Raw genomic sequence first — 18,826 nt, 5'->3', positions numbered from 1 at the left:
GCAGCCCAAGTAACAGGTGAATTTTGTGAGCCAGCCTACGCCAGCCGTGCGTACCTTCCAAGACTTGATCCTCGCCCTCCAGCAATACTGGGCCGAGCAAGGTTGTGTGGTACTTCAGCCCTACGATATGGAAGTAGGCGCCGGCACTTTCCACACCGCAACATTCCTGCGGGCCATCGGCCCGGAAACCTGGAACGCCGCTTATGTGCAGCCCAGTCGTCGCCCGACTGACGGCCGCTACGGCGAAAACCCCAACCGCCTGCAGCACTACTATCAGTTCCAGGTCGTCCTCAAGCCAAACCCGGACAACTTCCAGGAGCTGTACCTGGGCTCGCTGAAACATGTCGGCCTGGACCCGCTGGTCCACGATATCCGTTTCGTCGAAGACAACTGGGAGTCGCCAACCCTGGGCGCCTGGGGCCTGGGCTGGGAGGTCTGGCTCAACGGCATGGAAGTGACGCAGTTCACTTACTTCCAGCAAGCGGGCGGCATCGAGTGCTACCCGGTGACCGGCGAGATCACCTACGGCCTGGAACGCCTGGCCATGTACCTGCAGGGCGTGGACTCGGTCTACGACCTGGTATGGGCTGACGGCCCGTTCGGCAAAGTGACTTATGGCGATGTGTTCCACCAGAACGAAGTGGAGCAGTCGACCTACAACTTCGAACACGCCAACGTCGAGAAGCTGTTCGAACTGTTCGACTTCTATGAAAGCGAAGCCAAGCGCCTGATCGAACTGGATCAGCCGCTGCCGTTGCCGAGCTATGAAATGGTCCTGAAGGCATCCCATACCTTCAACCTGCTGGACGCTCGCCGTGCCATCTCGGTAACCGCGCGCCAGCAATACATCCTGCGTGTACGCACCCTGGCGCGTTCCGTCGCCCAAGCCTACCTGCTGGCTCGCGCCAAGCTGGGCTTCCCGATGGCCACCCCGGATTTGCGTGATGAAGTGTTGGCTAAGCTGGAGGCTGCACAATGAGTGCTCAAGATTTCCTGGTTGAACTGGGCACCGAAGAGCTGCCACCCAAGGCCCTCAACACCCTGGCCGACGCATTTCTGGCCGGTATCGAAAAAGGCCTGCAGACTGCCGGCCTGAAGTTTGAAGCCAAGAAGGTCTACGCCGCGCCACGTCGCCTGGCGGTGTTGCTGACCGCGCTGCAAACCCAGCAGCCGGACCGCAACATCAACCTCGACGGCCCGCCACGCCAGGCCGCTTTCGATGCCGAAGGCAACCCGACCCAGGCCGCCCTGGGTTTTGCCAAGAAGTGCGGCGTCGAGCTGAGCGAAATCGACCAAAGTGGCCCGAAACTGCGTTTCAGCCAGGTCATCACCGGCAAGCCGACCGCCAGCCTGCTGCCGACCATCGTTGAAGACTCCCTGAACGACCTGCCGATCCCCAAGCGCATGCGCTGGGGTGCACGCAAGGAAGAGTTCGTCCGTCCGACCCAATGGTTGGTAATGCTGCTCGGTGATCAAGTCATCGATTGCACCATCCTCGCCCAGAAGGCCGGCCGCGACTCCCGTGGCCATCGCTTCCACCACCCGCAAAACGTGCGCATCGGTTCGCCGGCCAGCTACCTCGAAGACCTGCGTGCAGCCTATGTGCTGGCGGATGCCAACGAGCGTCGCGAGCTGATCAGCAAGCGCACCGAAGAGCTGGCTCGTTTGCAGGAAGGCACCGCCATCGTGCCGCCAAGCCTGCTCGACGAAGTAACCGCGCTGGTCGAGTGGCCGGTGCCGCTGGTGTGCTCGTTCGAAGAGCGCTTCCTCGATGTGCCACAAGAAGCCTTGATCACCACCATGCAGGACAACCAGAAGTACTTCTGCCTGCTGGATGTGGACGGCAAATTGCTGCCGCGCTTTATCACCGTGGCCAACATCGAAAGCAAGGACCCGCAGCAGATCATCGCCGGTAACGAAAAAGTCGTACGCCCGCGCCTGACCGATGCCGAGTTCTTCTTCAAGCAAGACAAGAAGCAGAAGCTCGAAGACTTCAACCTGCGCCTGCAGAACGTGGTGTTCCAAGAAAAACTTGGCAGCGTCTACGACAAGGCTGTGCGGGTTTCCAAGCTGGCGGCCTACATCGCGCCACGTATTGGCGGCGATGCGGCCTTGGCCGCCCGCGCTGGCCTGTTGTGCAAATGCGACCTGGCCACCGAGATGGTCGGCGAGTTCCCGGAAATGCAAGGTGTTGCCGGTTACTACTACGCGCTCAATGACGGCGAGCCTGAAGACGTCGCCCTGGCCTTGAACGAGCAGTACATGCCACGCGGTGCTGGCGCCGAACTGCCGACCACCCTGACCGGCGCGGCCGTAGCCATCGCTGACAAGCTGGACACCCTGGTGGGGATCTTCGGTATCGGCATGTTGCCCACCGGCAGCAAAGACCCGTATGCCCTGCGCCGTGCGGCCCTGGGCGTGCTGCGCATCCTGATCGACAAGAAGCTGGACCTGGACCTGACCCAGGCCGTGGTGTTTGCAGTTGGTCAGTTCGGCGCCAAGGTCAAGCAAGCCGGTTTGGCCGAGCAAGTGCTGGAGTTCGTGTTCGACCGCCTGCGTGCGCGCTACGAAGACGAAGGCGTGGACGTTTCCGTCTACCTGTCGGTGCGTGCCCTGCAACCGGGTTCGGCACTGGACTTCGACCAACGTGTGCAGGCCGTACAAGCCTTCCGCAAGCTGCCGGAAGCCGATGCCCTGGCCGCCGTGAACAAACGTGTGTCGAACCTGCTGAGCAAGGCCGAAGGCCTGGGCACCGGCGACGTCGATCCTGGCCTGTTTGCCGATGCCAAGGAGTTCTCGCTGAACTCGGCTATCGCCAAGGCAGAAAACGCAGTGAAACCGCTGATCGCCGAGCGCAACTACGCCGAAGCACTGGCGCGCCTGGCCACCTTGCGTGAGCCGGTGGATGCGTTCTTCGAAGCGGTGATGATCAATGCCGAAGATGCTGGCGTGCGGAAAAACCGCTACGCCATGCTGGCGCGTCTGCGCGGTTTGTTCGTCAACATCGCTGACATTTCGACGCTGAGCTGATCATGTTGAAACTGCTGATTCTCGATCGGGACGGGGTGATCAACTACGACTCCGACGCTTACATCAAGTCGGTAGAGGAGTGGATCCCGCTGCCCGGCTCGATCGAGGCCATCGCGCAGTTGAGCAAGGCCGGCTGGACGGTAGCCATTGCTACCAACCAGTCCGGCATCGCCCGCGGCTACTACGACATCGCCACCCTGGACGCCATGCACGCGCGCTTGCGCACGTTGGTGGCAGAGCAGGGCGGTGAGGTGGGGCTGGTGGTGTATTGCCCCCACGGGCCGGACGAGGGCTGCGATTGCCGCAAACCCAAGCCTGGCATGTTGAAAATCATTTCAGAACATTACAAGGTGCCCCTGGCTGGGATATGGTTCGTCGGGGACAGTCTCGGTGACCTGGAGGCGGCCAAAGCCGTCGACTCTCAGCCAGTTTTGGTAAAGACCGGAAAAGGCGAAAAGACCCAGGCGAAAAACCTGCCGGTAGGCACCTTGATTTTTGACGATCTGGCGGCGGTTGCCGCAGAACTTATCAACAACTAGTCGCCCTCGACTTCCTGACCAAGGATTGTTCGGGAGTGCACTTTTAACAGGCGGGCGTTGTCCCGCAACGGTAAATGCTGCCATGTCGATTTTGCAGGCCATCAGAACCTTCTTCTTTTACCTGCTGCTGGGCACCAGTTCGTTTCTCTGGTGCACCCTGAGCTTTTTTATTGCGCCCTTTTTGCCATTCAAGGCGCGCTATCGCTTTATCAACGTCTATTGGTGCCGCTGCGCGTTGTGGCTGACCAAGGTGTTCCTGGGCATCCGTTTCGAGGTCAAGGGCGCCGAGAATGTCCCGGACCAGCCGTGCGTGATCCTGTCGAACCACCAGAGCACCTGGGAGACGTTTTTTCTTTCTGCCTACTTCTCGCCCCTGAGCCAGGTGCTCAAGCGTGAGTTGCTGTTCGTACCGTTCTTTGGTTGGGCCATGGCCATGCTGCGCCCGATTGCCATCGACCGCGACAACCCCAAGGCCGCGCTCAAGCATGTGGCCAAGAAAGGTGACGAACTGCTCAAGGACGGCGTTTGGGTCCTGATCTTCCCTGAGGGCACCCGCGTTCCCTTTGGCACAGTCGGCAAGTTCTCCCGGGGCGGTACGGCACTGGCGGTCAACGCCAATCTGCCGGTGCTGCCGATTGCCCACAATGCCGGCAAGTTCTGGCCCAAGGAAGGCTGGGCCAAGCGCAAGGGCACCATCACTGTGGTGATCGGCGAGCCGATGTATGCCGAAGGGGAAGGACCGCGTGCAATTGCCGCGCTCAATGACCGCGCTGCAGCCTGGAATGAAGCGCAGCAACGGGCCATGGGTTCGCTGCCGCCACTGCCGGTTGCCGAAGACCGCGCGGTGATCTGACGTTCTGTGGATAACCTGTGTACGGTTTGTTGGCGAAAAGCAGTTTTTGGCTTATAGGCTTATGATTTGATTACATATTTCTTAAGCTAATAAAACACCGAAAAACGTGCATAAGTTTTTTCGACCGTTGAAGACCGGCCCTTGCGGCCGGTTTTTTATGCACAGCTGTTTACTCTTCCCACAACGGCAACTGCAGGCTGAAAACCGTGCCTTGCCCGACCTCACTCGCACACTCGATCCGGCCCCCATGGCGGTCCATGACCGCCTTGACCATGGTCAGGCCCAACCCAAGGCCTTCGCTGCCCTGGGCAGAAGCAAAACGTCGGTATTGGCTGAACAGTTCGGGAAGCTCCTGGGCCGCGATGCCGGGCCCCTGGTCCTGGATATGACAGGCCAACCATTGGCCTTTGCGTTCGAGTCGCACCGTCACTGTGGTGCCGGATGGGCTGTACTTGATCGCATTCTCCATCAGGTTGAACAAGGCTCGGGTCAGTAGGGATTGATCCGCCAGGACCATGTCCTCACCCGCCTCGTCGAGGTCGTGGACCAATTGGATCTTTTTCAGTTGGGCCAGCAGCGCTACCTGGTCAAACGCATCGAGCACCAGCATGGCAAACAGGCTGGGCTCAAACTGGTAGCCGTCAGACTCGGCCTTGGCCAATTGAACGAACGACTCGGTCAAACTCAGTGCCCGCCGCACTTGCTGTTCGATCTGGGTAAATACCTGCCAGACGTCAGAGGCCTCATGTCGCTGCACATCCAACAACGCCAGAATGGCCGAGTGGGGCGCCCGCAGATCATGGGAGAGGAAGCGCAGCAAGGTTTCACGTTGCTGTTGGGCGTCACGTTCGATACTCAGGTCAGTCAGGCTCAGCAGCCAACCCAACGCCACATCACCGTCGACCGGTAACAACGGTGCCAACTCCAGGCGCAGGCTGCGTTGCTGGGTGTCGCGGAACTCGACGATTTCCAGGGCTGACAGCGGCGTGCTCACCCCGCCTTGCAAGGGCGGATAGCCCAATGCCTTGAGTTGCTGTAGCAGGTTCTCGGTAATTAGTTCGTTGCCAAATACATCCCGGGCGATGCGATTGGCCAGCAGGATTTCGCCCGTGGGATCGGTAATCAGCGTAGCGACCGGCAGGCACTCCAGGCCGTCGGCCATAAAACGCCGGGTGTCGCGGGTACGGCTGACCGCTTGCTCCAGGGCCACGATACGGCCCTGCAATACGTCGCCCTTGCTGACGGCGGCACGACGGCGTTCCGGCAGCACCTTGGGCTCACTGTCGAGGCGCGCCAACTCCCAGCCGAAATAGGCCAGGATTACGCTCAGGCGACGCCAGTTCCAGATCAGGTAGCCAAGCAACATGCCGACCAACGTGGCTGCTGGCGACCACCAGAGCCCCAGGCGTAACAAGCCCCAGGAAGCGAGGAGGGCACCCACCATACAACCCAGGCTCAGCCATAGGGCATAACGCGGGCGCAACAGCAGCAGGCCCAGCAGCAATGCCACCAGCGAGGTAGACAGCAGCGTGGCCAGCCAGCCAGGCAACACGGTAATGCTGCGCCCTTGCAGCAGGCCGTTGAGAATATTGGCCTGGATCTCGACACCTGGGGTCGTGCCAACGCTGGCCGAAAGCGGTGTCACGTAGCGATCGCCCATGCCTGGCGCGGTGGCTCCCACCAGGATGATCCGATCGCGCAACAGTTGGGCCGGGACTTCACCGCGCAGCACGCTGACATAGGGCACGCTGGGAAAGCCGTTATCGGCGGCGATAAATGGAATGCGGATGGCATTGTCCCGTTGCCAATCACTGGTTTCAGAAGACGCCGGCAGCCCCGGCATGTCGGCCTGTTGGCCGGTCAGCTCGAAGGCCAGCCACGCCAACTGCGGGACCAGTTGCCCCGGCGGCCCTTCACGCAAATAGAGGCTGCGCACAATACCGTCGCTGTCCGCCTCCACGTTGATATGACCCACCGCCCTGGCACAGTCGCGCAGTGGCAGCACGGGGAGGATTTGCGTGAGGGGTTGCCCCAAGCGCGGCGTGCCTTCGCGAATCAACGGCAGCAGCACATTGCCGGCCTTGCAGATCGCCTGGGCCAGGCGCTGATCATTGGCCGGCTCGCGCGCCGGTTCGCTGAAGATCACATCGAGCAGGATCCCGGCAGGTTTTGCGGCACTCAATTGGTCGATCAGGTCGGCATGCAGACGCCGCGACCAAGGCCATTGGCCAAGCTCCCTGAGGCTCATGTCATCAATGCTCACCAACAGGATGCGCGGGTCCACCTGCAACGGCGCCATGCGCCGCAAGCTATCGTACAACAGGTTATTCAGGGACAGGCCAGGGCTCAGGGACAGCAAGGCCGTCATCGGCAGCAGGAGCAGGCTGATCCACAGCCATTCCCTGACCAGCCCATTGAACAGGCGCTGGGCCTGGCTCGGCTGACGTTGTTCAGCCCGGCGCCACCACTTCACCGTCCCATCACCGCGGTGCTACTGCACACGGGTGGCAGGTGGGTAATAGAAGATGTCATAAACACCTGTTTCTCCTTCCAGTCCCTGGTCATCAAAGGCCGACACGCGCACGTGATAGAACGAGGCCTTGAGTCCAGTGAAGCTCAAGCGCGGTTCACTGGAGAAGTTTTCCTGCTTGATGTTCATGAAGGTTTTATCGGTAGCCACCTGCGCACGGTAGCGCTGGGCCCCCGGTTGCGGGTGCAGGATCAATGTCCAGACCGGCGCATCGCCTTTCTGGCCGTCCTGGCCCATCAGGCGCGGAGCAGGCAATAAGTCGACCGTCTTCAACTCGCCCTGGGTCTTGAGCAACAACCCTTGTCGAGCGCCAACCTTCAGCTCACCGTCCACCGGTCCCGTCTGCGGTTTTTTCTTGAGCTGTTTACCCAGCGGTTGCGACTCGCTGCGGCTGGCGGCCACCTGGCCGTTGAGCACTTCGACAACCGATTGCTGATCGTCGTTACGCACACGGAAGTGCGTCCCGCGCACGCCAAGTACGCCCACCGGGGTCACGATCTGAAAACGGTCATAGTCACTGGCGCGCTTGAGTACGTAGGCTTCCACTTGCCCTTGTTGCAGGATCACCTGGGGAATCGCCTGTTCTTCCACCAAGTGCAGACGCACCTCGGAGCTGGAGGGCAGGACAACCCGCGAGCCGTCACCCAGCAACAAGCTGACAAACGCCGAGGGCGAGGTTTTTACGCTTTCCTGCTCATCAATCAGCATGCCTTCTTCCAACACGCTGGGGCGTCCCTTGGCATCGAGCTTCCAGGCTTCACCGGTCAGGTGCTGCACGACTGCCGGCAGCGGCTGTGCCCGGCACATCAGGTTGTCATCTATGTAGGGCGCACGCACAGGGGCAGGCTTGGCTAGAACGTGTGGGCTGTTGATCACAAGCGCCAGGGCCAGGCTTGAACCGAATAGAGAGGAAAGGGAATAGCGGCGAGGAAAGAGGGTCATGGCGCTCATCAAGGTTCTAGTTCTAAAGGTCCGTCAGACTGTACGTTCAGAAAGCGTCTTGCCGCGGCAGGACCTTGAATCTCGCCTACGATACCCGATGACGCATCGAACTCGATAGCCGTAGTGGCAGGGATGAGGTGCTCGGAAAGGTGACACATCCCTGTGTCTGCCGGATCGACGAGGCCGAACCGGATGTACATCGAAGAAATACTGTCCCTCACATCCCTCCGACAGCAGTCCGTAGCGAACCGCGGACTACAGATGATACGTCCGTGTATCGAGAGCGCTTCCCGCGCACGCCCTCCATGTGTCACTCAGCGAAAGAGAATTTACCTACAAGAGTGGTGCACAGGGGCGCAGCGCAACATTTGTTCAGATTTAGAAGATCCACCGTTGCTCCTGGTCAAGCACGCTACCGTGTTGAAAGGCATTGGGTGCATCAACTTCCCTGAGTCCGGCGTAACCAAGGCCGTCTACCGATTCGGCATACACCGACATTTCTTTAAGGGGGGCAGACGGCGCCGGGCTACACGCATCCACCATTTCCGTGCCAAAACCTGTTGCCGCAACCAGCACTAACATCTTTCCCCACACTCTGACCTTCTGCACAAGACTCACCTGTCCCGACAGCGCATAAAACCTGATTGCCATTGATCCTTTTCCTGAGGGGCTTGAGCCGGTATCTTTCCAGCTGGGTACGCGATGTTTAACGGCCTTAGGGCTATTTGATATCAGCGTACCGAGAGATGCAGGGAGCTTGAGAAACTGGCCATAATTGTTCAGATTCAACGGCGAACCAATGTTCTCTTCAACCGCTGCAACACTCTTCAAAAAGAAAGGACCCTGCCATGCGTGTCGCGATACTGGATGACGAACCTGCCGAATTGCGGCGGGTGGAACAGACTCTGCGACAAATCCCAAGTGCCTCGGAGCAGCCATGGACGCTGCATTGCTTCGAGCGTGGCGAAGACTTGCTGCGCCAACTGCGCCGAGAAACCTTCGACTTGCTGGTACTCGACTGGCAATTGCCGGACCTGAGCGGTATCGCGATCCTGCGCTGGACCCGTGAGCACATGGAGGCGCCGCCTCCGGTGATCATGCTTACCAGCCGCGACGCCGAGAGCGATATCGTCCAGGCCCTGAACAGCGGTGCAGATGACTATGTCAGCAAGCCGTTTCGTCCCAACGAGCTGAAGGCACGGGTCAGTGCCGTCCTGCGCCGTCACGGTCTGCAGAAATCGGCCGCCTCGGAAGTGCTGGTTTTCAACGACCTGACTTTCGACGATGCCGAGCTGACCGTCAGCCGCGCCGGTGATCCGATCAACCTGACCGAAAGGGAGTACCGCCTGGCGCGCTGCCTGTTCGCCAACCTGGCGCGGCCGCTGTCACGGGAATATCTCTATGAGCGGTTCTGGACCCATGAAGAAATGGTGTCTTCACGGCCCTTGGATACCCATATTTATCGCCTACGAAACAAGCTTGGACTAACGCCGGAACGAGGCTGGCAGCTGCTGACCATCTACGGCTACGGCTATCGTTTGGAGAGCGTGACTGCCGCTACGGCATAACAGATGTTCCACGTGGAGCATTTAAAAATGCGCAATAAAAAAGGCCAACGTTAAACGTTGGCCTTTTTGTTTCGCAAATGCGTTATCAGAAGTCCAGGTTGGACACTGCCAAGGCATTGCTCTCGATGAAGTCACGACGTGGCTCGACCGCGTCACCCATCAGGGTGTTGAAGATCTGGTCCGCGCCAATGGCGTCTTCGATGGTCACACGCAGCATGCGACGCTGCGCTGGGTCCATGGTGGTTTCCCACAGTTGATCCGGGTTCATTTCGCCCAGACCTTTGTATCGCTGGATGGTATGGCGCTTGGTGCTTTCCGCCATCAACCAGTCCAGTGCTTCCTTGAACTCCTTGACCTGCTTCTTGCGTTCGCCACGCTGAATATAAGCGCCGTCGTCCAGCAGGGTGCTCAGTTGCGCGCCCAGGGTAACCACGGTCTTGTAGTCGTTGCTGCCGAAGAAGTCACGGTTGAAGGTGACGTAGTTCGACAGGCCGTGGGAGATCAGCTCGACCTCTGGCAGCCAAACGTTACGTTCACGGTCTTCACGCAGGCTGGCTTTGTAAACCAGGCCAGACTTCTCAACGGTGCGCAGTCGAACTTCGTACTGGGCCAGCCAATCTTGCATCGCTGCGTGATCGCCCAACTGTTCCAGGCTGACGGCTGGCAGGTAGATGAAGTGTTCGGTCAGCTCCTGAGGGTACAGGCGCGACAAACGCTTGAGGGTCTTCATCACCATGCGGAAGTCGTTTACCAGACGCTCCAGCGCCTCACCGGAGATCCCCGGGGCTTCATCGTTCAAGTGCAGGCTGGCATCTTCCAGGGCCGACTGCGTCATGTACTCTTCCATGGCGTCGTCGTCTTTGATGTATTGCTCTTGCTTGCCCTTTTTCACTTTGTACAACGGTGGCTGGGCGATATAGATGTAGCCCCGCTCGATCAGCTCCGGCAACTGACGGAAGAAGAAGGTCAGCAGCAGGGTACGGATGTGCGAACCGTCGACGTCAGCATCGGTCATGATGATGATGTTGTGATAGCGCAACTTGTCGATGTTGTACTCGTCGCGACCAATGCCACAGCCCAGGGCGGTGATCAAGGTGCCGACTTCCTGGGAGGAAATCATCTTGTCGAAACGGGCTTTCTCGACGTTGAGGATCTTGCCTTTCAACGGCAGGATTGCCTGGGTGCGGCGGTTACGACCCTGCTTGGCGGAACCGCCAGCAGAGTCACCTTCCACCAGGTACAGTTCGGAGAGGGCAGGGTCCTTCTCCTGGCAGTCCGCCAGTTTGCCCGGCAAGCCAGCGATATCCAGCGCACCTTTACGACGCGTCATTTCACGGGCTTTACGCGCCGCTTCACGAGCCCGTGCCGCATCGATCATCTTGCCGACGACCAACTTGGCTTCGTTAGGGTTTTCCAACAGGAAGTCGGAGAAATACTTGCCCATTTCCTGTTCAACAGCGGTCTTCACTTCAGAAGAAACCAGCTTGTCTTTGGTCTGGGAGCTGAACTTCGGATCCGGGACCTTGACCGAAATAATCGCAGTCAGGCCTTCACGGGCATCGTCACCGGTGGTGGCGACCTTGTGCTTCTTGGCCAGGCCTTCGGCTTCGATGTAGGTGTTCAGGTTGCGCGTCAGTGCAGAACGGAAACCCACCAAGTGAGTACCGCCGTCGCGCTGGGGAATGTTGTTGGTGAAGCACAACAGGTTCTCGTTGAAGCTGTCGTTCCATTGCAGGGCGATTTCCACGCCGATGCCGTCTTCACGCTGGATGTTGAAGTGGAACACCTGGTTGACCGCAGTCTTGTTGGTGTTCAAGTATTCAACGAATGCACGCAGGCCGCCTTCGTACTTGAACAGCTCTTCCTTGCCGCTGCGCTCGTCCTTGAGGACGATACCCACACCGGAGTTGAGGAACGACAGTTCACGAATCCGCTTGGCCAGGATGTCCCAGCTGAAGTGAATATTCTTGAAGGTGTCAGCCGAAGGCTTGAAGTGAATCTGGGTGCCGGTGGTTTCGCTGTCACCGACGATCGCCATGGGTGCCTGAGGTACGCCATGCACGTAAGTCTGTTCCCAGATCTTGCCGCTACGGCGAACGGTCAGGATCAACTCTTCTGACAGGGCGTTTACTACCGACACGCCTACACCGTGCAAACCGCCGGATACTTTATAGGAGTTGTCGTCGAACTTACCGCCGGCGTGGAGCACAGTCATGATGACCTCTGCCGCCGATACGCCTTCTTCTTTATGCACATCTACCGGAATGCCGCGACCGTTGTCACGCACGGTGATGGATTCGTCCGGGTGGATGATGATGCTGATGTCGTCACAATGGCCGGCGAGAGCTTCGTCGATGGAGTTGTCGACCACCTCGAACACCATGTGGTGCAGACCGCTACCATCATCGGTGTCGCCAATGTACATACCGGGACGTTTGCGTACGGCATCCAAACCTTTAAGCACTTTAATGCTGGTCGAGTCGTACGTGTTTTCTTCGCTCATGCCTTCACTCCCGATGGTCGTGGGTCTGGGTGATACGGCCTTGTTCCACGTGGAACAAAGCGACTGGCGTTTCCGTCTGCCAGCCTTCCCTCAATAATTCGTGGTCTACACAGGTAATAAATACCTGGCAGCGTAAGTCTTCCAACAAGCGGCATAGCGCGCGGCGGTGTTGCTCGTCCAGTTCGGACGGCAAATCATCCACCAGATAAATACATTGACCGCGTCGGGCCTGGCTAACCAAGTGCCCCTGGGCGATACGCAGCGCGCAGACCACTAACTTCTGCTGACCACGGGACAAGATATCCGCGGCGTTATGAGCACCTAATCTAAGGCGCAAATCAGCGCGTTGCGGTCCTGCCTGGGTGTGGCCAATTTGCTGGTCCCGTTGCAAAGAGGTGGCGAGTACTGCACTCAAGTCACGCTCTTTGTCCCAACCACGGTAGTAGCTCAGCGTCAGCCCCTCGAGTTCCAGCAACTCACTCAAGGTCTGTTCAAAGACTGGTTTCAAGGCTTTGATATAGGTGCGGCGGTATTCATCTATTTCGTCGCTGGCCAGGCACAGTTCACGGTCCCAGGCCGCTTGCGAAGCGGCGTCAAGTGTACCATGCCGCAGCCATGAGTTCCGCTGCCGCAGGGCCTTCTGCAGGCGCTGCCAAGTGGCCATGAACCTCGGTTCCACGTGGAACACTCCCCAATCGAGGAACTGCCGGCGAATTTTGGGTGCGCCTTCCAACAAGCGGAAGCTGTCGGGGTTGATCAATTGCAGTGGCAGGATTTCCGCCAGTTGCGCCGCACTGCGCGCATTCTGCCCATCGATACGGATCTGGAACTCCCCCTGGCGATCACGGGAGATCCCCAGGCTGCTATGCCCGCCTTGCGCCAGTTCAACCTGGCCAAATACGGTGCACGCCAATTGCTCGTACTGAATCACCGGTAACAGGCGGGCGCTGCGAAAGGAACGAGCAAGGCCCAACAAGTGAATGGCTTCCAGCACGCTGGTTTTGCCACTGCCGTTGGCGCCGTGGAGGATATTGATGCGGGGGGAGGGGGAGAAGGTCACCGGGTGCAGATTGCGCACCGCGGTGACCGAGACGCGACTGAGGGACATCTAGCTTCTGCTGAACATGATTACAGGCGCATCGGCATAACAACATAAGCCGAGTCGTCGTTATCGGATTCTTGCACCAAGGCGCTGCTGTTGGAGTCGGATAGGATCAGACGCACTTGCTCAGTGGTCATCACACCCAGCACATCAAGCAGGTAGCTCACGTTGAAACCAATCTCCAGCGAGCCGCCGTTGTAATCAACGCTGATTTCTTCTTCGGCTTCTTCCTGCTCCGGGTTGTTGGCCTGGATTTTCAGCTGACCGTTGGCCAATTGCAGGCGAATACCCCGGTACTTTTCGTTGGACAGGATCGCGGTCCGGCTGAACGCTTCACGCAGCGCCTGACGATCACCGATCACCAGCTTGTCGCCACCTTTGGGTAGCACACGCTCGTAATCCGGGAACTTGCCGTCTACCAGCTTGGAGGTGAAGGTGAACTCGCCAGTGGTCGCACGGATGTGATGCTGGCCCAGGACGATGCTGACGTTACCGTCCGGCTCGGTGAGCAGACGCGCGAGCTCCAGGATACCTTTGCGCGGCACGATCACCTGGTGGCGATCCGGCTGGCCGATATCAGCCTTCATCGAGCACATGGCCAGGCGGTGACCGTCAGTGGCCACGGCACGGATGATGCCTTCAGAGACTTCCAGCAGCATGCCGTTGAGGTAGTAACGCACGTCCTGCTGGGCCATGGCGAAGCTGGTGCGCTCGATCAAACGACGCAGACGGCTTTGTTCCAGGCTGCAGGTCAGCGAACCCGGGCCTTCTTCCACAGTCGGGAAGTCGTTGGCCGGCAAGGTCGACAGGGTGAAACGACTGCGCCCGGCCTTGACCACCAACTTCTGCTCATCGACCTTGATGTCGATCAGCGCGTCGTTGGGCAGGCTTTTGCAGATGTCCATCAGCTTGCGCGCAGGCACGGTGATCTCACCGGGCTCAGCGGGTTCTTCCAGCTGTACACGACCAACCAGTTCGACTTCCAGGTCGGTACCGGTCAACGACAACTGCTGGCCTTCGACAACCAACAGTACGTTGGAAAGTACCGGCAAGGTCTGTCGGCGCTCGACGACGCCTGCGACCAGTTGCAGGGGTTTCAACAGGGCTTCGCGTTGAATGGTGAAATGCATGGTCTAGTCCCTTGCCTTAATAAGCTGCGCTGGTGTTCATCAAGTTGTCAGTGTACGCAGCAGGTTCTTGTAGTCCTCGCGAATATCCGCGTCGGATTCCTTAAGCTCGTTGATCTTGCGGCACGCGTGCAAGACCGTGGTGTGGTCGCGACCACCAAATACATCGCCGATTTCCGGCAGGCTGTGGTTGGTCAACTCCTTGGAGAGCGCCATGGCCACCTGACGCGGACGCGCTACCGAGCGCGAGCGGCGCTTGGACAGCAGGTCGGAAATCTTGATCTTGTAGTACTCGGCCACAGTGCGCTGAATGTTATCCACACTCACCAGTTTGTCTTGCAACGCCAGCAGGTCTTTGAGGGATTCGCGAATCAGCTCGATGGTGATATCGCGGCCCATGAAGTGCGAGTGAGCGATGACGCGCTTGAGCGCGCCTTCGAGCTCACGCACGTTGGAGCGGATGCGCTGGGCGATGAAGAATGCGGCGTCGTGAGGCAGATCGACTTTCGCCTGGTCGGCCTTTTTCATCAGGATCGCGACCCGGGTTTCCAGTTCCGGCGGCTCTACCGCAACGGTCAGGCCCCAACCGAAGCGCGATTTGAGACGCTCTTCCAGGCCCTCGATTTCCTTGGGGTAGCGATCGCTGGTGAGGATGACCTGCTGGCCACCTTCAAGCAGGGCGTTGAACGTGTGGAAAAACTCTTCCTGGGAACGTTCCTTGCGCGCGAAGAATTGAATGTCATCGATCAGCAGCGCATCGACGGAGCGATAGAAGCGTTTGAATTCGTTGATCGCATTGAGTTGCAACGCCTTGACCATGTCGGCCACGAAGCGCTCCGAGTGCAGGTACACGACCTTGGCATTCGGGTTCTTCTTTAATAGGTGGTTACCCACAGCGTGCATCAAGTGCGTCTTACCCAAGCCAACGCCGCCGTAAAGGAAGAGTGGGTTGTAACCATGCTTGGGGTTGTCGGCTACCTGCCAGGCCGCAGCGCGGGCGAGCTGGTTGGATTTACCTTCGACGAAGTTTTCAAAGGTAAAGGTGCGGTTCAGGTAACTGGTGTGCTTGAGCGCACCCTCGACCTGGACCGTGCGCTGTTCGGCACGTACCGGCGCCTGCTGGGAGCTGGCTCCTGCCATCGGGTCGAAACTGTCGCGGGAGGGCTCTTCGCTGACTGGCGCGTTTTTCTGCGCGGCGGATTTCGTCGGCATAGACGCAGCGGGCGCCGGCGCATGATTGACCGGGGCAGAGGCAGCCTGGGCTTGCGACGCAGCGGCGGCAAGCGGCGCGTTGGGGGCGGCGCGAGGTACGGAGCTGCGTTTGCTGCCTATTAATAAGGAGAGCGCAGGAGCCATCCCATTGCCATGTTCGTCGAACAATTCGAGAACGCGGCTCAGGTACTTCTCGTTGACCCAGTCGAGAACAAAACGATTGGGTGCGTAGACACGCAACTCGTCGCCTTCGGCTTCGACCTGTAGTGGACGGATCCAGGTGTTGAATTGCTGGGCAGGCAGCTCATCGCGCAAAAGCTCCACGCACTGCTGCCAAAGTTCCACTGACACGGATATCCCCTAAGTTGAAAGCCGGTGAGGCAAAAACAGCCGCCATTGTAGCGGCGAGCGGGCCACTTATCCACATGTAGGTTGCTCACAGGCCGCCAAGAATCAATGCCTTAACCGTAAAAAAGGCGACAAATGGTCTGTGCATAAGCTCTGTGGATAAGCGCCCCTAAGCTCGTTGTACAAGTGGGGTCGAAAGTCTGTGGGTAACTGGCCTGTGGATAAGTAGCCATTCCACACACAGCTTATCCGACAGTGCAGCACAGGCAGAGCACTGCTTCTCCCCCGTGTTGTCATCCTCTGTACAGCACGTGGAATATGGTCTCAAGTCAGTTATCCACAGATGATCGGCTCCCTAGCTTTTATAAGCTTTACAGAAAAGCTTTAAATAACTTCCTTCTTTATTTTTATATCTATGGCATTGCTCGTGAAAGCCGAACCTCATGGAATCGGTCTCAGGGCCTGCAGATATCTAATTGAAGGAATAGCTGGTTGGAAATTGACCTAGAGGCTTGCTTTCTCTAGAATCCCCGGTCTCTTAAAACGGGGGCCATTCCGGCCCGTTGTGGACGAACCAGGTAACACGCCATGAAACGTACTTTCCAACCAAGCACCATCAAACGCGCCCGTACTCACGGTTTCCGTGCTCGCATGGCTACCAAGAACGGCCGTGCTGTCCTGTCGCGTCGCCGCGCCAAAGGTCGTGCGCGTCTGGCAGTTTGATAATCCGGTACTGGTGGTGAGTCAGGACTTCAGTCGGGAAAAGCGTCTGCTAACCCCCCGGCACTTCAAGGCAGTCTTTGACTCCCCCACCGGCAAGGTTCCGGGGAAAAATCTCCTGCTCCTTGCGCGTAACAACGATCTGGATCACCCCCGTCTCGGGTTGGTGATCGGCAAGAAGAGCGTAAAGCTCTCCGTTGAGCGCAATCGCCTCAAGCGTCTGATGCGCGAATCGTTTCGCCTCCACCAGGACACTCTGGTTGGTTGGGATATTGTTATCGTCGCGCGCAAAGGCTTGGGGGACGTAGAAAACCCCGAATTGATTCAGCATTTCGGCAAGCTCTGGAAACGTTTGGCTCGCACCAGCAAGCCGACCCCAGCAGTCAGCCCCGAAACTGTAGGGGTAGACAGCACTGATGCGTAAACTGGCCCTCGTTCCGATCCAGTTTTACCGTTATGCCATCAGTCCGCTGATGGCCAGCCACTGTCGTTTCTACCCCAGTTGTTCCTGCTACGCGTATGAAGCCATAGAAAATCATGGCCTTCTGCGCGGTGGCTGGCTGACCTTTCGTCGTTTAGGTCGCTGTCATCCGTGGAATCCCGGTGGTTATGACCCGGTTCCGCCTATCCCTACCTCCCGTTCTTCTTCGATGGCCGAGTAATCATGGATATTAAACGCACGATCCTGATCGTCGCCCTGGCAATCGTGTCCTACGTTATGGTTCTGAAATGGAACCAGGACTATGGCCAGGCTGCCCTGCCGACTCAGAATGTTGCTACCAATCAGTCTGCTCCTGCTATTGCAGATGCACCGTTGGGTAACAATGCTTCCGCCAGTGCCGATGTACCCAGCGCGAATGCCGATACCAGCACCCCTGTAGACAACGCGGTCATCACCAATAAAGACCTCATCCACGTCAAAACGGATGTACTGGACCTGGCGATCGATCCACAGGGCGGCGATATTGCCCAGCTGAAATTGCCACTGTATCCACGTCGCCAAGACCATCCGGATGTTCCATTCCAGTTGTTCGATAACGGTGGCGAACGTGTTTATCTGGCGCAAAGCGGCCTGACTGGCACTGATGGTCCTGATGCTCGTGCTACCGGTCGTCCGGTTTATTCGACCGAACAGAAGACTTATCAACTGGCTGATGGCCAAAACCAGTTGAACGTCGACCTGAAATTCAGTCACGACGGCGTCAATTACATCAAGCGTTTCAGCTTCACTCGCGGTTTGTACGATCTGAAAGTCACCTACCTGATCGACAACACCAGCGAAAAAGCCTGGACTGGCAACCTGTTTGCCCAGCTCAAGCGTGACGGCAGCTCCGATCCTTCTTCCAGCACTGCCACTGGCACCGCGACTTATCTGGGCGCTGCCCTGTGGACAAGTAACGAGCCGTACAAAAAAGTGTCGATGAAAGATATCGACAAGGCCGCGCTGAAAGAAACGGTGCAAGGTGGTTGGGTAGCCTGGCTGCAGCACTACTTTGTAACCGCGTGGATCCCGAACAAGGGTGAAGCCAACCTGGTTCAGACCCGCAAGGACAACCAGGGCAACTACATCATTGGTTTCACTGGCCCGGCGTTGACCGTTGCACCAGGTGCCAAGGCTGAAACCAGTGCCACCTTGTATGCCGGCCCGAAAAGCCAAGCGGTACTCAAGGAGTTATCCCCAGGTCTGGAACTGACTGTGGATTACGGCATCCTGTGGTTCATTGCCCAGCCAATCTTCTGGTTGCTGCAACATATCCACAGCATCGTCGGTAACTGGGGCTGGTCGATCATCTTCCTGACCATGCTGATCAAAGGGATTTTCTTCCCGCTGTCGGCTGCCAGCTACAAATCGATGGCCCGTATGCGTGCGGTTGCACCGAAACTGGCTGCACTGAAAGAGCAACATGGCGATGACCGGCAGAAGATGTCGCAAGCCATGATGGAGCTGTACAAGAAAGAGAAGATCAACCCGTTGGGTGGATGCTTGCCGATTCTGGTACAGATGCCGGTGTTCCTGTCGCTGTACTGGGTGCTCCTGGAAAGCGTGGAAATGCGCCAGGCGCCGTTCATGCTGTGGATAACTGACTTGTCGATCAAAGACCCGTTCTTTATCCTGCCGATCATCATGGGCGCGACCATGTTCATCCAGCAGCGTCTGAACCCGACTCCTCCGGATCCGATGCAGGCCAAGGTGATGAAAATGATGCCAATCATCTTCACCTTCTTCTTCCTGTGGTTCCCGGCTGGTCTGGTCCTGTACTGGGTGGTCAACAACGTGTTGTCGATCTCTCAACAGTGGTACATCACACGTAAGATCGAAGCGGCTGCCAAAAAAGCCGAGGCGTAACTTAC

Annotated in this window: 16 protein-coding genes; 9 read left to right on the top strand and 7 right to left on the bottom strand. The window is 58.2% G+C overall.

The window, feature by feature from the left end:
• Positions 1-25 precede the first annotated feature (25 nt).
• The 4 genes from glyQ (at position 26) to C5F71_RS12960 (ending at position 4,422) form a co-directional block, all read left to right on the top strand.
• The gene (gene glyQ / locus C5F71_RS12975; RefSeq protein ID WP_003213601.1) at positions 26-979 is read left to right on the top strand and encodes a glycine--tRNA ligase subunit alpha; all 954 of its coding nucleotides are present in this window, start codon (positions 26-28) and stop codon (positions 977-979) included.
• Positions 976-3,030, top strand: coding sequence for a glycine--tRNA ligase subunit beta (gene glyS, locus C5F71_RS12970; RefSeq protein WP_029290211.1), 2,055 nt, complete (start codon positions 976-978; stop codon positions 3,028-3,030). Before glyQ ends, glyS begins: the two co-directional genes overlap by 4 nt.
• Positions 3,030-3,569, top strand: a complete 540-nt coding sequence (gene gmhB / locus C5F71_RS12965) for a D-glycero-beta-D-manno-heptose 1,7-bisphosphate 7-phosphatase (RefSeq protein ID WP_169870889.1) — start codon at positions 3,030-3,032, stop codon at positions 3,567-3,569. Before glyS ends, gmhB begins: the two co-directional genes overlap by 1 nt.
• Before the next feature lie 82 nt (positions 3,570-3,651).
• A complete protein-coding gene (locus C5F71_RS12960; protein WP_029290207.1) occupies positions 3,652-4,422 on the top strand; it encodes a 1-acyl-sn-glycerol-3-phosphate acyltransferase in 771 nt (256 codons plus the stop codon).
• A 169-nt stretch (positions 4,423-4,591) separates the two neighbouring features.
• Here C5F71_RS12960 and C5F71_RS12955 read toward each other — a convergent pair whose 3' ends face one another.
• The 3 genes from C5F71_RS12955 to C5F71_RS28905 form a co-directional block, all read right to left on the bottom strand.
• Positions 4,592-6,895 carry a CHASE2 domain-containing protein gene (locus C5F71_RS12955; protein WP_092232385.1) on the bottom strand — a complete coding sequence of 768 codons (2,304 nt, stop codon included), beginning with the start codon at positions 6,893-6,895 and terminating at the stop codon, positions 4,592-4,594.
• An 18-nt stretch (positions 6,896-6,913) separates the two neighbouring features.
• On the bottom strand, positions 6,914-7,903 hold the full coding sequence (locus tag C5F71_RS12950; RefSeq protein ID WP_029290203.1) for a FecR domain-containing protein: 990 nt from the start codon (positions 7,901-7,903) through the stop codon (positions 6,914-6,916).
• 369 nt (positions 7,904-8,272) lie between these two features.
• Complete coding sequence (locus C5F71_RS28905; protein ID WP_143007600.1) at positions 8,273-8,725, bottom strand: hypothetical protein; 453 nt, start codon at positions 8,723-8,725, stop codon at positions 8,273-8,275.
• Between the two features lie 17 nt (positions 8,726-8,742).
• On the opposite strand from C5F71_RS28905, the gene C5F71_RS12940 reads away from it, so the two are divergent.
• Positions 8,743-9,462 (top strand): response regulator transcription factor, encoded by a 720-nt coding sequence (locus tag C5F71_RS12940; protein ID WP_029290199.1) that lies wholly within the window; start codon positions 8,743-8,745, stop codon positions 9,460-9,462.
• An 85-nt stretch (positions 9,463-9,547) separates the two neighbouring features.
• Here the strand turns inward: C5F71_RS12940 and gyrB are convergent, their stop codons facing one another.
• Genes gyrB through dnaA form a run of 4 tightly spaced genes read right to left on the bottom strand, consistent with a single transcriptional unit; the run spans position 9,548 to position 15,757 of the window.
• A complete protein-coding gene (gyrB, locus tag C5F71_RS12935; protein WP_032857164.1) occupies positions 9,548-11,965 on the bottom strand; it encodes a DNA topoisomerase (ATP-hydrolyzing) subunit B in 2,418 nt (805 codons plus the stop codon).
• Between the two features lie 4 nt (positions 11,966-11,969).
• Positions 11,970-13,073, bottom strand: a complete 1,104-nt coding sequence (recF, locus tag C5F71_RS12930; protein ID WP_029290195.1) for a DNA replication/repair protein RecF — start codon at positions 13,071-13,073, stop codon at positions 11,970-11,972.
• A gap of 20 nt (positions 13,074-13,093) precedes the next feature.
• Complete coding sequence (gene dnaN / locus C5F71_RS12925; RefSeq protein WP_029290193.1) at positions 13,094-14,197, bottom strand: DNA polymerase III subunit beta; 1,104 nt, start codon at positions 14,195-14,197, stop codon at positions 13,094-13,096.
• Between the two features lie 39 nt (positions 14,198-14,236).
• A complete protein-coding gene (gene dnaA, locus C5F71_RS12920) occupies positions 14,237-15,757 on the bottom strand; it encodes a chromosomal replication initiator protein DnaA (RefSeq protein WP_029290191.1) in 1,521 nt (506 codons plus the stop codon).
• A gap of 585 nt (positions 15,758-16,342) precedes the next feature.
• Here dnaA and rpmH point away from each other — a divergent pair.
• From rpmH to yidC, 4 genes are read left to right on the top strand one after another with little or no spacing between them, the layout of a single operon-like run.
• Entirely contained in the window at positions 16,343-16,477 is a 135-nt protein-coding gene (rpmH, locus tag C5F71_RS12915; protein WP_003213577.1) for a 50S ribosomal protein L34, read from the top strand.
• A gap of 16 nt (positions 16,478-16,493) precedes the next feature.
• Positions 16,494-16,898: a ribonuclease P protein component gene (rnpA, locus tag C5F71_RS12910; protein ID WP_029290189.1), complete on the top strand. Its 405-nt coding sequence runs from the start codon at positions 16,494-16,496 to the stop codon at positions 16,896-16,898.
• On the top strand, positions 16,891-17,136 hold the full coding sequence (gene yidD, locus C5F71_RS12905) for a membrane protein insertion efficiency factor YidD (RefSeq protein WP_010465488.1): 246 nt from the start codon (positions 16,891-16,893) through the stop codon (positions 17,134-17,136). Before rnpA ends, yidD begins: the two co-directional genes overlap by 8 nt.
• A 2-nt stretch (positions 17,137-17,138) precedes the next feature.
• Positions 17,139-18,821: a membrane protein insertase YidC gene (gene yidC, locus C5F71_RS12900; RefSeq protein WP_029290187.1), complete on the top strand. Its 1,683-nt coding sequence runs from the start codon at positions 17,139-17,141 to the stop codon at positions 18,819-18,821.
• The last annotated feature ends 5 nt before the right edge of the window (positions 18,822-18,826 follow it).

The organism is Pseudomonas sp. LG1D9, assembly GCF_002949995.1.
Classification (GTDB): domain Bacteria; phylum Pseudomonadota; class Gammaproteobacteria; order Pseudomonadales; family Pseudomonadaceae; genus Aquipseudomonas; species Aquipseudomonas proteolytica.
Note: the sequence above shows the minus strand (reverse complement) of the source record. Positions and strands in the feature narration are given on the sequence as shown.